This window comes from Leeuwenhoekiella sp. H156, from assembly GCF_052218455.1.
Taxonomy (GTDB): domain Bacteria; phylum Bacteroidota; class Bacteroidia; order Flavobacteriales; family Flavobacteriaceae; genus Leeuwenhoekiella; species Leeuwenhoekiella parthenopeia.
Window position 1 is genome coordinate 165,615 of the sequence record NZ_CP197499.1, and the last position, 13,168, is coordinate 178,782.

General features: G+C 40.0%; 12 protein-coding genes and 1 riboswitch. Of the genes, 10 read left to right on the forward strand and 2 right to left on the reverse strand.

Going from position 1 to position 13,168, the window contains the following annotated elements; all coding sequences use genetic code 11:
• The first annotated feature begins 35 nt into the window (after positions 1-35).
• From ACSSS3_RS00640 to ACSSS3_RS00685, 10 genes are all read left to right on the forward strand, one after another.
• Positions 36-2,144 carry a reverse transcriptase domain-containing protein gene (locus ACSSS3_RS00640; protein WP_442846032.1) on the forward strand — a complete coding sequence of 703 codons (2,109 nt, stop codon included), beginning with the start codon at positions 36-38 and terminating at the stop codon, positions 2,142-2,144.
• 119 nt (positions 2,145-2,263) lie between these two features.
• Positions 2,264-2,662: a hypothetical protein gene (locus ACSSS3_RS00645; RefSeq protein ID WP_442846033.1), complete on the forward strand. Its 399-nt coding sequence runs from the start codon at positions 2,264-2,266 to the stop codon at positions 2,660-2,662.
• Positions 2,663-2,685: 23 nt separating this feature from the next.
• Entirely contained in the window at positions 2,686-3,045 is a 360-nt protein-coding gene (locus ACSSS3_RS00650) for a hypothetical protein (protein ID WP_442846034.1), read from the forward strand.
• A 124-nt stretch (positions 3,046-3,169) separates the two neighbouring features.
• Entirely contained in the window at positions 3,170-3,526 is a 357-nt protein-coding gene (locus ACSSS3_RS00655) for a hypothetical protein (protein ID WP_442846035.1), read from the forward strand.
• Positions 3,527-3,676: 150 nt separating this feature from the next.
• Positions 3,677-4,402 carry a hypothetical protein gene (locus tag ACSSS3_RS00660; protein WP_442846036.1) on the forward strand — a complete coding sequence of 242 codons (726 nt, stop codon included), beginning with the start codon at positions 3,677-3,679 and terminating at the stop codon, positions 4,400-4,402.
• A 580-nt stretch (positions 4,403-4,982) separates the two neighbouring features.
• A riboswitch (TPP riboswitch) is annotated at positions 4,983-5,075 on the forward strand.
• A 75-nt stretch (positions 5,076-5,150) separates the two neighbouring features.
• On the forward strand, positions 5,151-5,951 hold the full coding sequence (thiM, locus tag ACSSS3_RS00665; protein ID WP_442846037.1) for a hydroxyethylthiazole kinase: 801 nt from the start codon (positions 5,151-5,153) through the stop codon (positions 5,949-5,951).
• Complete coding sequence (thiE, locus tag ACSSS3_RS00670) at positions 5,948-6,583, forward strand: thiamine phosphate synthase (RefSeq protein ID WP_442846038.1); 636 nt, start codon at positions 5,948-5,950, stop codon at positions 6,581-6,583. Before thiM ends, thiE begins: the two co-directional genes overlap by 4 nt.
• A complete protein-coding gene (thiD, locus tag ACSSS3_RS00675) occupies positions 6,580-7,413 on the forward strand; it encodes a bifunctional hydroxymethylpyrimidine kinase/phosphomethylpyrimidine kinase (protein WP_442846039.1) in 834 nt (277 codons plus the stop codon). Before thiE ends, thiD begins: the two co-directional genes overlap by 4 nt.
• On the forward strand, positions 7,400-8,053 hold the full coding sequence (tenA, locus tag ACSSS3_RS00680) for a thiaminase II (RefSeq protein WP_442846040.1): 654 nt from the start codon (positions 7,400-7,402) through the stop codon (positions 8,051-8,053). Before thiD ends, tenA begins: the two co-directional genes overlap by 14 nt.
• Before the next feature lie 166 nt (positions 8,054-8,219).
• Positions 8,220-9,482, forward strand: a complete 1,263-nt coding sequence (locus ACSSS3_RS00685; RefSeq protein WP_442846041.1) for a DUF819 family protein — start codon at positions 8,220-8,222, stop codon at positions 9,480-9,482.
• Positions 9,483-9,572: 90 nt separating this feature from the next.
• Here the strand turns inward: ACSSS3_RS00685 and ACSSS3_RS00690 are convergent, their stop codons facing one another.
• Positions 9,573-10,166, reverse strand: coding sequence for a T9SS type A sorting domain-containing protein (locus tag ACSSS3_RS00690; protein ID WP_442846042.1), 594 nt, complete (start codon positions 10,164-10,166; stop codon positions 9,573-9,575).
• A 126-nt stretch (positions 10,167-10,292) separates the two neighbouring features.
• On the reverse strand, positions 10,293-13,145 hold the full coding sequence (gene carB / locus ACSSS3_RS00695) for a carbamoyl-phosphate synthase large subunit (protein WP_442846043.1): 2,853 nt from the start codon (positions 13,143-13,145) through the stop codon (positions 10,293-10,295).
• Positions 13,146-13,168 lie beyond the last annotated feature (23 nt).

Here is a 13,168-nt window from a genome sequence, read left to right on the forward strand (position 1 = left end):
GCGCATTATGACCGACCTAAACTACAAAGAACTAGATGAATCAATACGATAAACTCTTAACTCTAGAGAATTTTGAATTAGCTTTTTACAGATTGAAAACAGCTCAAAGAAACTTATACAAGAGTATCTATTATTCAGATTTAAAAATTTTTGAAACTTTTCTGAATTCAAACCTTCAAACTTTAATTGAGCAATTAAAAACGAAAACATATAAGCCTGAAAGAGCTCACAAAATTTTTATTCCAAAAAAGAATGAATTAGTTCGTCCTCTCTCAATGCTTAAGTTCACAGATTTATTAGTATATCAAGCGATAGTAAATATAATCGCAGATTCTGCATATGACAAAATTGCGCCTTTATATGAAAACACAATTTTTGGAAATATTGTAAATCCGTCAAGTACTAATGAGGTAGACAAAATATTTTTCTTTCAACCCTGGAAAAAAAGCTGGAAAAAATTTAGTGAGCGTTCTATAAAATATTTTGAACAAGGATATAAATATTTGTCTGAGTTTGATATCGCTTCCTTTTTTGATACCATTGATCATAATATATTATTTCAAATCCTAAGAAAGAATTATGATATTGAAGATGCTGTCTTGGATTTATTAGATAGTTTTTTAGAAACTTGGACAGGAGACTTCAATCATAAAACTTTTATTTCAAAACACGGCATACCACAAGGACCACTTGCTTCAGCGTTCTTAGCTGATTTATATTTAATTTATCTTGATGACGAAATCACAACTAAAGGTAAGCTAGAAATTAAATATTTAAGATATGTTGATGATATAAGAATTTTCAGCAAAGACAAAAAAGTATCAAGAAAAGCCATAGCCGCTTTAGACCTAATTTCCAGAGACTTAGGACTAATTCCTCAAGGAGGTAAAATATATACGAAAGAAATAGTTGATATTAAAAAAGAGCTAAAAGTTCAAAACAATAAATTTTCCTCAATAAACAAAGAGTACTTCAAAGAAACTGATGGCAAGCCATCTAAAAAACTAAAATCTAAAACTCATCGTCAATTAAAAAAGCGATTCCTTGATTGCTTTGAGATTGATAATGATAAAAGAAAGGAAGAATATTTAGATAAAACAATAATAGGTTTTTCGCTTTTTAAATTGAATAAAGACAAGGACGTGAAAGACATCATAATCTCAAATTATGAATTACTTCTAACTCAATTTGAGGGAATTTTATTCTACTTGCAAAAGCATTATAAAAACTCTGTAGATGTTCTATCGTTCCTAAATTCAGTATTGACAGATGAGGATATATTATTTCATCATCTTACAGCTTTGATCTTTAAATGGTTTCCAAATATTGATTTCAACGAAAAAATATTTGAAAAATATATTTCTAAAGGAAATAGAAATTGGCTTGTTAGGTACTATATGATTGACTGGTTATATCACAACAAAAAAAATGAACTGTTCGAGCTATTATTAGTCGAAAATGGCGGTAATTATTTTATAGAAAGAAAAATTAATGACTATAAGTTTATTTCTTCAACTGACAATACATTCAAAAAGCTGTTTACTATAAGATTATTAAAAGATAAAAAGGATTTACTCGCTCTACAAGGCTTATACCTTTCCCTTCGTAACTTGAGTATATTTCTAGGGTTAGATGTAAATAATGATTATAACAGCTATGTAAAAAGAATTAAAGGTGGCGTCTTTGAAGATTATATAATTCAGACTTTAAAAAATGTTTATAGCATACCAAGTCCTGAAACATTTTTCAATAGAACTATTTGGGATAATGACAAAGTTTACGATGTTTTAAATGAATCTCTTCTCGCTTATGAAAAGTTTAGAGATAGTGAGCCTTCAATAGCAATTTTAAACCTAAACACCTTTAATAACCTATGCTTTGACAAAATATGTGAACGCTTAAACCTAAACAAGCCTGCAAATGAGTTCGGAGTAAATTTAGATGCAAAAGTTATTAATGAAGAGCTTCCAAAAACAAATAGATACTGGATTGAAATAAATTCAAAGAGAAATCAAAAAACAGAAGCTCACCCATACGACAAATACGGAAAAGTTAGAGTTAAAATAGATAAAAACGAATTGAATAAATTACACGGAAAACAAATTGAATCCTTGAAAGAAATTTGTTTATATCGTAAATATTAAAAAGCAACACCGTTACAATGGGTCCAATGAAAATCCCTAGTTCAGTTCTTAAAAGTTAATATTTAATTTTCAGCCTATTATTCATACTACACAATATTTATAGTAGCAAGAATATAATAATGGAAATACATAAATTTTTGAAATTAATCAAAATTCTTACATTTTTAAGTTTGGTAATACTTTCGAGCTGTGATGCTTTAGAATGTAACAACGAAAAACTATCCGACAGCGAATACAAAATTATAGCAGCCCTAAATCAAAATAAAAAACGAATTGACACCATATTCAATGATGAATGCATGAGAGGTTATCTTCACGTTTATATAAAAGAAAAGTCAACTGATTTAGATACGGATAATGAGATTAAGCAAATACTTTTAGAATTAAAAAAAGAAAATATGCAGCGTGATATTTGGGTGTTTAATAGTTCAAATAAATTCTTACATCGATTTTTTTGGTCTAATGTACACGGTGAAAAAGGCATTATGAAGACAGACCTGCAATATCCAAATCAATAATAATTTTCCTTAAAAAATCTTACGTGATCAAATTACTTCAACTTACCACGCTCCTCCTGCTTTGTATTTCAGCCAAGGCACAAGTGGTAGATTCCATTGAGCAAAGTGATAAGCGCGTTAGGATAATTTGCAGTGCCACGCCTTTAGACCATAAGCCCCTATATGTTGTTGAGCTTGATGAAGATCGAATAGAATTGGACAATTCTGAAAACTTTACTTCTTCCATCGATCCAGATTGGATCAAAGCGGTAAGCATTCTTAAGAAAGATAAGGATATCGAAGTACTTGGGGAAAAAGCAAAACACGGAGTCATCCTTATTAAGATTAAAGCTCGTTTTGTTGAACAAGTCAAACAGAGCCTGACAAAAAATTCCAGTCATTAAAAAAATATATTAAGCTCCTTTTTAATGTATTTACGGTATTCAGTAAAAGATTTAAAAAACCGATCTTTATAGTTACCAAAACACAATCTCCAGAAATTTTTAGCAATAAACAAACTCATACAACGTGGGACTATTTAATAAACTCTTTGGAAAAAATAAAACCTACTCCAAACCACAGGAACCGGAACACGCCGTAATTGTACATTTTCGTTATGAAATGGATTCACTTGAGCCACTTTATCAATTAGAAGATACACTTGAAAAGCACATTAATAAAGAAGGCGTTGGAGAATTTGACGGGCACGAACTAGCTATGCATAATAATGATAATTGTTTTTATATGTACGGTGCAAATGCAGAAATCCTTTTTAAAGCTGTCAAACCGATTTTAGAAAAATCAAACTTTATGAAAGGAGCAGTTGCCAAATTACGATTTGGACCACCCGAAGAGGGCGTTAAAGAACTAGAGGTTAAACTTTGAGAACAGAAAAAGAATAGCATCTGTAAAGACTTCGGGACCAATTTCAAAAAGTGCTATCTCAACAGAAACGCTATTTTTCCTCCAAAACAAACCAACTTTAAAGTCCTACCTTTTATTTTTGATGGCCTTTAATTTCAAAAACCAGTCCTTTTGAATTCTAAACCCAGGGCCGAACCCTTCCTTAGAAATCATAAATTCTATACCAAAACGCCTAAAGCGCAAAACAAATTCCTGCTTGCTTTGGCTTTGCTTGCTTTTGCTGTCCTATTGGTTTTGGTTGTACTTTCGATCTATACCGGGTTCTACTTTATCGCGATCCTGGGCTTTGCAATCATCCTGTCTCTGGTTGCTCCGTTTTTTGATATGCCTTCCCTCAAAAAAAGTGGAAAAATGAGCTACTACGCTCCCCTTTTTATCACCGAAAAACCCAAGGACGGCCTTATTAAAATCCACGGAGGCACCCTGTTTGACTATTACTTTGCAATCGACAGAAACCTGAACGGACGCGAACGCACCGCCTATATTATGTATGAATATTTAAACGGACTGCTGGCCCTGATAGAAGCTTATAAAGATCAGCCGCAACTACGGGTGCAGGGTACCAGCTATATCATTAACGAACGTACGGCAAAAAAACTGGGTTTTAAAATTGGTGAAACGAATGGTTTCCAAAAGCTTATTTTAAGCTACAACTACTTCAACATTTTGGTTTCAAGTTCGATTGCCAAAAACAAACTGAGCTTTCCAAAGCTGAGTAACACCAAAACTTTTGAGGCGCAAATAAGCGACTTAGCACTACACAAAGCGCATATTGAAAAACTTCGGGATGCGCTAAAGCACAGGCATCCGCAAATGCTTCGAGACTTTTCCGGTTAGATTAACTTGAAGTCGAAGTGTTTTTTTTGTGCACAGATTGACTGTCCCCAACAGAGGTTAGGGTAATTTTTAGATTTGCGTTGCTTTGGTTAGATCTTGATCCCGTCGCATCAAACAAGCCCTGATAAGGCTTTCCTTATTTCAAAAAATGCAACCAGCAGCCAACTAATGAGTTCCCACACAGCACATTTGCAAAAGGATTTCCCTGTCCCTTTTCTAAACACCAAATAATCTACGTTCTATACAACGCCCTTCTTGGTATCTGGTTTAATACTACTAAACACCTGAATCCTTGTAGATGGTACCTGCATACTTTCCTTGTCCAACCACCTTCAACCACAAAAAATGTGGTAAAGTGTGGTTACAGTGTGGTTGCACTGTGGTTGCAGTGTGGTTTCAGCCTGGATTTGCCTGGGAGCTTCTCAGTACGATTCGAGCGTCTACCGTTAACGCAAGCAACCCAAAAAAAGGAAATAATACTAAAAATAAGGTTACCTATTACATGCTGTCCACTTTAAAATCTGTTTCAGCATAAAACCGGCTGTATGTAAAGCGATCCCGTTCCTAATTTGTATCTTTAATTTCGCTTTAGGGGTATTCTGAAAAGAATTGAGAGAGTCCCTTTGAACCTGATCCGGCTTACACCGGCGTAGGGAAAAGCAAAAAAGAGCTTCTTATCTAAAAGCGGTCTCTTTCTTTGTTTTCGGTTTTTTCCTAAAGCTTTTTTGTTTCACAAAAATAGATCAACATGGAAAAAACACTTTGGAAACACATCCAAACCGTAAAAAATCAATCCCCTTTAATACACAATATCACCAACTATGTGGTGATGAACAACACGGCAAATGCTCTGCTGGCAGCAGGTGCTTCACCTGTTATGGCTCACGCTAAATCAGAAGTCAAAGATATGACAGGCATTGCAGGCGCGCTGGTGATCAATATAGGCACGCTTGACGAATACTGGTCTGAAGCTATGCTGATAGCCGCAGAAACAGCTCATTCCCTAAATAAACCCTGGGTACTTGACCCGGTAGGTGCCGGGGCCACTCCATATAGAGATGAAATCCTTCAAAAACTACTTCAGTACCGGCCTACGGTAATCAGAGGGAATGCGTCTGAGATTTTAGCCCTTGCGCAGTCTCATACCGCCAAAACCAAAGGTGTTGACAGCACCGCATCCAGTACCGACGCTGTGGAGGCTGCCCGCAAGCTCGTACAACACTATGAATCTGTGGTATGTATTTCGGGCGAAACCGATGTCATTTTAGACAATACCCAGCGTTTGCTTTACCTTAAAAATGGTCATGCTATGATGGCAAAGGTTACGGGTTTAGGCTGCTCGGCATCGGCTATTATAGGAGCATTTATAGCTGTGATTGCAGACAAAACAGAGGCTACCGCTGCTGCGATGGCTTTATTGGGAATAGCAGGAGCGCTTGCTGCACAGCAAGCTGCCGGACCGGGGAGTCTGCAAATGCAAATCCTGGATAAACTCTATAACCTGGAGGAAACTGAGTTTGACGCACAGCTTAAAATTTCCCGGGGATGAACAAACAATCCCCGTTTCCCTATAAACTCTATCTGGTTTTGTCTGAAGCCGACTGTAAAGGGCGGGACTTTCTCAAGGTGGCAGAAGAAAGTATCATAGGAGGAGTAGACCTAATCCAGTTACGGGAAAAGAACGATGAGCCGGAGACGTTTATACGCAAGGCACTCCAGCTCAAAGAAATCACCGACAACTATCAGATCCCGCTCATCATCAATGACAATCTGGAAGTCGCAAAGAAGGTAGGCGCAACAGGTATTCACGTAGGAACCCATGACATTCCTCCTGTTGCTATACGAGAATTGTGGGGTAACGCTGCATATGTGGGTTATTCTATAGAACATCTGGAGCAGTTGGATACAGAAGAAACCGCTGTTTCTGATTATTTAGGTATCAGTCCCGTATTTAAAACACCTACCAAAACCGATACCATTACCGAATGGGGATTGGATGGAATCAGAATTATACGCAAGCTTACAGACAAACCTCTGGTGGCCATTGGTAATCTGGATGTGCACAATGTAAAATCGGTTATCGATGCGGGAGCTGATTGCATTGCTGTGGTATCTGCAATCTGTGGAGCGCCCAACCCTCAAAAGGCAGCTTATCAATTAAAAAATGAACTCTTAAAATGAAAAAATACACCTATCCTTCAGTCTTAAGCATTGCCGGTTTTGACGGCAGTGGCGGTGCCGGTATTCAGGCCGATATCAAAACGATTTCTGCTTTGGGATGCTACGCCACCTCTGTATTAACCGCATTGCCTGTGCAAAACACCCGGGGTGTCAAAACTATCTTTCCCATTCCTGTGGAAGCGGTTGCTGAACAGCTGGAAAACTTAATGGAAGATATTGTGCCCGATGCGATAAAAATAGGGATGGTACATACCCCGCAACTGGTGGAGGTCCTCGTGAAGCAATTGCGCAACTACCCCGACATTCCCGTTGTTTTTGATCCGGTTATGGTGGCAACCAGCGGACATCGTCTTATTGAAGAAGAAACCATAGCGGTTATCGTAAAAAAACTGCTGCCCCTTGCCGATATTATTACCCCGAATATGGATGAAGCAGCTATTTTAGCGAAAATAAAGGTAGAAAGTCTGGAAGATATGACGCAGGCAGGAGCTTCTATTAAAAAATTGGGCTGTAAAGCTGTACTGCTGAAAGGAGGTCATCAGAAAACAAAAGTAATTACTTCCCTGTTATTTGATGAAAGTACTACTCCACGTACTTTTGAGTTCGAAAAAATTAAAACCAACAATACCCACGGCTCAGGCTGTACCCTATCTTCCGCTATTGCTTCCTTTTTAGCCCTGGGAAATTCCCTGTATGAAGCAGTTGATCTGGCACAGGAGTATGTCTACCAGGCCATAAAGCAGGGTGCAGATACCCAAACCGGAAAAGGAAACGGCCCCTTAAATCACTTTTTCAACCCTCAAAAGCTTAATAAAAATGAACTGGTCTGAAAATGCCTGGCAAGCTGTTAATGGTATTTACAATTCCATTCTCAAAATGCCCTTTATTGAGGAATTATCTGACGGCAGTCTTCCTATGAAGACATTTCAGTTCTACATGCTGCAGGACTCCTATTATCTGGAGCATTTTGGAAGAGCCCTGGCTTTAACAGGTGCCAAAGCACATGATGTGGAAGATGCGCTGGCATACTTACAATTTGCAGAAAATGCCCTTGTGGTAGAGCAAGCCCTGCACGAGTCTTATTTTAAAGACTTTGGAGTGTCAGACAAGGGAATCATACAGCCCGCCTGTCATCATTATACGCACTTTTTGAGAAGTACTGCAGCACTGGAACCCGTGGAAGTAGCGATGGCTGCAACACTCCCCTGCTTTTGGATTTATAAAAATGTTGGAGAATATATTTATACCCACCATCAGGCTGCCGGAAACCCGTTTCAAAACTGGATTGAAACCTATGCCGGGGAAGAATTTACGGTTTCGGTAGAAAGGGCAATTGATCTGTGTAATAAGGCAGCTTTACAAACCACACCTCAAATACGCCGGCGCATGACGGAAGCTTTTATCACAGCATCGCGTTTGGAGTATCAATTTTGGGATGCCGCATATAACCTGAAGCGGTGGGAGTTGTAGATTATAGTTAGAAATTCAAATATGCTATATACAGATAGTCTGATCGGGAGCTAAATTCTAATTTGGTTAATTTCACAAAGATCGAGTCTCTTTTGATGCCTCTATGTGTTCTTTCAATCCTCCCAAATACCCTACCTTTAAAGCCTAACCAAGTATTTTTACATTGATGGATCAATTGCCTTTAACAGACGATACGGTAATTTTTGGACTCCTGGCGCTTTGTCTGGGTTTGGTATTTTATACCTCTTCCCTGCAAACCCGGTTTTGGCAAAAATTCTATACCGTCGTTCCCACGGTGCTGCTATGCTATCTGTTACCCGCAATCCTCGCCAGCACCGGTATCGTTTCGGAAGAAGCCAGCAACCTGTACTTTGTGGCCAGCCGGTATCTGCTTCCTGCAGCCCTTATTTTAATGACGCTGAGCATCGACCTTAAAGCCATCGTTAATTTGGGCCCCAAAGCCCTTATTATGTTTTTTACGGGAACTGTAGGCATCATCATTGGCGGACCTTTGGCGATTTTAATCGTTTCCATCTTTTCGCCCGATACGGTGGGCGGCAATGGTTTTGACGCTGTATGGCGGGGACTGTCGACCATTGCAGGCAGCTGGATAGGTGGTGGTGCCAATCAGGCCGCGATGCTTGAGGTTTTTAAATACAATCCCGAGAACTATGGCGGAATGGTGCTTATTGATATCGTAGTAGCCAATATCTGGATGGCGCTGTTGCTTTTTGGCATCGGAAAACGCCAGCGCATAGACCGCTGGCTGAAAGCAGACACCTCTTCTATCGAAAGACTCAAAGCTAAAGTGACCACTCATACCGAAAGCATTGCCCGTAACACGACCCTTCAGGACTTGGTGATGTTTCTGTTTTTTGCTTTTGTAGGGGTAGGCCTGGCGCATTTTCTGGGAACACACTTCGCTTCTTTTTTAGAAAACAACTTTGAGGTGGTGCGCAACAAAGAAAAAATCCTTTCTTCGCTGAGTTCAGACTTTTTATGGATGGTGGTTTTTGCTACGGCTTTTGGAATTATGCTTTCGTTTACCAAAGCAAAAAATTACGAGGGTGCCGGCGCCAGTAAAGTAGGAGGACTTTTTATTTACATCCTCGTCGCAACCATAGGTATGAAAATGGATTTGACTAAGGTACTCGAAAACCCGGGTTTGATTGCCATTGGTTTAATCTGGATCAGCATTCACGCAGGCTTACTCATTGGCGTTGCAAAGCTCATCAAAGCGCCCTATTTCTTCCTCGCCGTGGGGAGTCAGGCAAATGTGGGCGGGGCTGCCTCTGCACCTGTCGTAGCCGCAGAGTTTCACCCCTCGCTAACCTCGGTAGGCATACTGCTGGCGGTTTTTGGTTATGTTACGGGTACTGCCGGAGCTTATCTGTGTGCGCTGCTAATGGAAGTGGCATCCAAAGCATAACCGCCCTAAAATTATTGTTTCCTGAAATCTATAAAACCAAAAAGCCCTTCCGGAATCCGGAAGGGCTTTTGTTATAATGCGTGTAGAAGTTTAATCTTTAATCAGTTTTTGCGTAAAAGAGCGGCTACCGTTATCAATCTGAATGAGATAAACACCGCGTTTTAGCGTGCTTACATCCAGACCACTCGAAGCCAAAGCTGAGGAAACTTTATCCTGCTTAACTTTTTTACCCAACACATCGTAAAACGTGATGTCTAAAGAATTACTAAGTGACGGACTCTCAAAAAACAAGCGATCTTTTACCGGATTGGGATAAATCTTATATCCGTCTGCCGTTTGAGATACAACCGATTTGGAATCGGAAACCTTGATACTTCCCTTCAAACTCTTTTTGGCACTACTCTCAAAAGTATAGATCCCTTTTTTAGTGAATACATACTCATAAACCGAACCTTTAGATAGACGCTGGGAAATCCCAAAGTCTGCAGGAGCGCCAAAAGAAGTATTGACAATATTTTGTGGAACATACTCACTAAAAACCCATTGTACGGTATCTCCTACCTGAATTTCAAGCGTAGACGAAAGATCCTTGGATCCTGACTTCCAGTTGATTACATGTGTAGTTTGTGCACTTAATGTGAACGCAAACGTCAAAAGGAAAATGTAAAACCAAGTAAATTTCATACCATATAACTGTGTTTCAATGCGTTGTAAAGATAAAATAACTTTTCAAATAGCATGCCAAATAAAAAGCAATATTATACTAAAGTTACTCTAAAGACGTTGCCACAAATTATATGTTGCAAAAAATTATCGGCTTAGGTACATTTTTCTTCTTGCGTACAGATCGTAAAATGCATCATCCTTCAAACTGTCGATAAACAAGATACTTTCGCCGGTACTCTTCATTTCAGGGCCCAACTGCTTATTCACATTTGGAAACTTATTAAATGAGAACACCGGTTGCTTAATCGCATAACCCTCCAGCTTGGGATTAAACTCAAAGTCAGTCACTTTCTTTTCGCCCAGCATCACCTTGGTTGCGTAGTTTACATAAGGTTCACCGTAAGCTTTCGCTATAAAAGGAACCGTACGTGAAGCACGCGGGTTGGCTTCGATGATATACACCATATCGTCTTTGATCGCAAACTGAATATTGATCAATCCAACGGTATTGAGTGCCAAAGCAATCTTATGCGTATGATCTTTAATTTGCTGAATAACCAAATCTCCCAGGTTAAACGGTGGCAGGGTAGCATTGGAGTCCCCGGAGTGAATTCCGCAAGGTTCAATATGCTCCATAATACCGATGATCTGAACATTCTCGCCATCGCAAATCGCATCGGCTTCAGCTTCAATTGCCCCATCCAGATAATGATCTAACAGGAGTTTGTTATTTGGAATCTTACGCAACAGGTCAACAACGGTTTCTTCAAGTTCGTCTTTGTTGATCACGATTTTCATTCCCTGACCTCCCAATACATACGAGGGTCTTACCAAAATAGGGAAGTCCAGACGGTCTGCAACAGCAAGTGCTTCTTCTGCACTCTCGGCTACATCAAATTCAGGATACGGGATTCCGTTTTCTTTTAAAAGTCTTGAGAAACTACCGCGATCTTCAGCAAGGTCAAGTGCCTTATAGCTGGTTCCTATGATTTTGATTCCGTAGCGGTCTAATTTTTCAGCCAGTTTAAGAGCGGTTTGACCTCCCAACTGCACAATTACGCCTTCGGGCTTCTCGTGACGGATGATGTCGTAAATATGCTCCCAGAATACCGGCTCAAAATAGAGCTTGTCTGCAATATCAAAATCGGTCGAAACCGTCTCCGGGTTACAGTTAATCATAATGGTTTCGTACCCGCATTCGGCAGCTGCCATAACACCGTGTACACAGCAGTAGTCAAATTCAATTCCCTGACCTATACGGTTAGGACCGGAGCCCAGCACCACCACTTTTTTCTTATCGCTTACTTTACTCTCATTATCGGCAAAACGCTCGCCCGATGGCAACTGCATTTCATTTTCAAAAGTAGAATAGAAGTAAGGCGTTTGTGCCACAAACTCTGCAGCACAGGTATCAACCAGTTTATAAACGCGGTTGATTTTATATTCGTCACGCTTGTCGTAGACATTGCTTTCCAGACAGTCGAGCATATGCGCGATCTGGCGGTCTGCAAAACCTTTTTGTTTAGCCTCCAGCAGGAGATCGCGAGGCAGCGTGTCTATGGTATATTTAGAAACTTCTTTCTCCAGTGCGTCCATTTCCTCAAATTGCTTGAGGAACCACATATCAATCTTGGTGATTTCGTGAATACGGCTTAACGGAATACCCATCTGGATGGCGTCATAAATGGTAAACACGCGGTCCCAACTTGGGTTAGTCAGTTTTTCAATAATCTTATCGTAGTTGGTATAGCCTTTACCGTCTGCTCCCAGACCATTACGCTTGATCTCGAGCGACTGGGTTGCCTTATGAAGGGCTTCCTGGAACGAGCGGCCAATACCCATCACCTCTCCTACTGATTTCATCTGCAACCCTAAAGTACGGTCGCTGCCCTCAAATTTGTCGAAATTCCAGCGTGGAATTTTCACAATAACATAATCGAGAGTGGGCTCAAACAAAGCCGAAGTAGATTTAGTAATCTGATTATCGAGTTCGTCAAGCGTATAACCAATAGCCAGTTTAGAAGCGATTTTTGCAATAGGATAACCGGTTGCCTTAGAAGCCAAAGCCGAAGAACGCGATACCCGTGGATTGATTTCAATCGCGATGATATCTTCTTTTTCGTCGGGGCTTACGGCGAATTGTACGTTACAGCCACCCGCAAAGTCACCTATAGAGCGCATCATATGTATGGCCATATCGCGCATACGCTGAAACGTACGATCACTTAAAGTCATAGCAGGCGCCACGGTAATTGAGTCTCCGGTGTGGATCCCCATCGGGTCCATATTTTCGATGGTACAAATGATAACCACGTTGTTATTTTTGTCCCGCAGCAGCTCCAGCTCATACTCTTTCCAACCCATTAGGGCTTTATCGATCATCACCTCGTGAATAGGCGATATTTCGAGACCATGGCTTAGAAGTGCATCAAAATCTTCAGGTTTGTAGACAATCGAAGCTCCGGCTCCACCAAGGGTATACGAAGCCCGTATTACCAGTGGAAAACCAAATTCCTGAGCAATTTCCTTTCCTTTTAAGAAGGATGTGGCTGTAGCCTGAGGAGCCATACCTATGCCTATTTTAAGCATAAGCTCTCTAAACTTCTCCCGATCTTCAGTAATATTAATCGCGTCAATATCAACACCTATCAATTGAACTCCATAATCTTTCCAAATACCTTTTTCATCGGCCTCAATACACAGGTTGAGCGCTGTTTGCCCTCCCATTGTAGGCAATACCGCGTCGATTTGCGGGTGCTCTTCCAGTATTTTAACAAGAGATTTTGTGGTAAGCGGCAACAGGTAAATGTGATCTGCCATTACCGGGTCTGTCATTATAGTAGCCGGGTTCGAATTGATGAGAATAGTTTCAATACCATCCTCCCGCAGGGATCTCAGTGCCTGTGATCCGGAGTAGTCAAATTCACATGCCTGACCTATAATGATTGGACCAGAACCGATTATTAAGATTGATTTAAGTTTTTCGTTTTTAGGCATTAGTGCTCAGATTAAGTATGTGT

Excerpts from the sequence above, each read along its gene's own strand:
- ACSSS3_RS00640 (WP_442846032.1), top strand. The coding sequence starts at position 36 with ATGAATCAATACGATAAACTCTTAACTCTAGAGAATTTTGAATTAGCT.
- ACSSS3_RS00645 (WP_442846033.1), top strand. The coding sequence starts at position 2,264 with ATGGAAATACATAAATTTTTGAAATTAATCAAAATTCTTACATTTTTA.
- thiM (WP_442846037.1), top strand. The coding sequence starts at position 5,151 with ATGGAAAAAACACTTTGGAAACACATCCAAACCGTAAAAAATCAATCC.
- thiE (WP_442846038.1), top strand. The coding sequence starts at position 5,948 with ATGAACAAACAATCCCCGTTTCCCTATAAACTCTATCTGGTTTTGTCT.
- thiD (WP_442846039.1), top strand. The coding sequence starts at position 6,580 with ATGAAAAAATACACCTATCCTTCAGTCTTAAGCATTGCCGGTTTTGAC.
- tenA (WP_442846040.1), top strand. The coding sequence starts at position 7,400 with ATGAACTGGTCTGAAAATGCCTGGCAAGCTGTTAATGGTATTTACAAT.
- ACSSS3_RS00685 (WP_442846041.1), top strand. The coding sequence starts at position 8,220 with ATGGATCAATTGCCTTTAACAGACGATACGGTAATTTTTGGACTCCTG.
- ACSSS3_RS00690 (WP_442846042.1), bottom strand. The coding sequence starts at position 10,166 with ATGAAATTTACTTGGTTTTACATTTTCCTTTTGACGTTTGCGTTCACA.
- carB (WP_442846043.1), bottom strand. The coding sequence starts at position 13,145 with ATGCCTAAAAACGAAAAACTTAAATCAATCTTAATAATCGGTTCTGGT.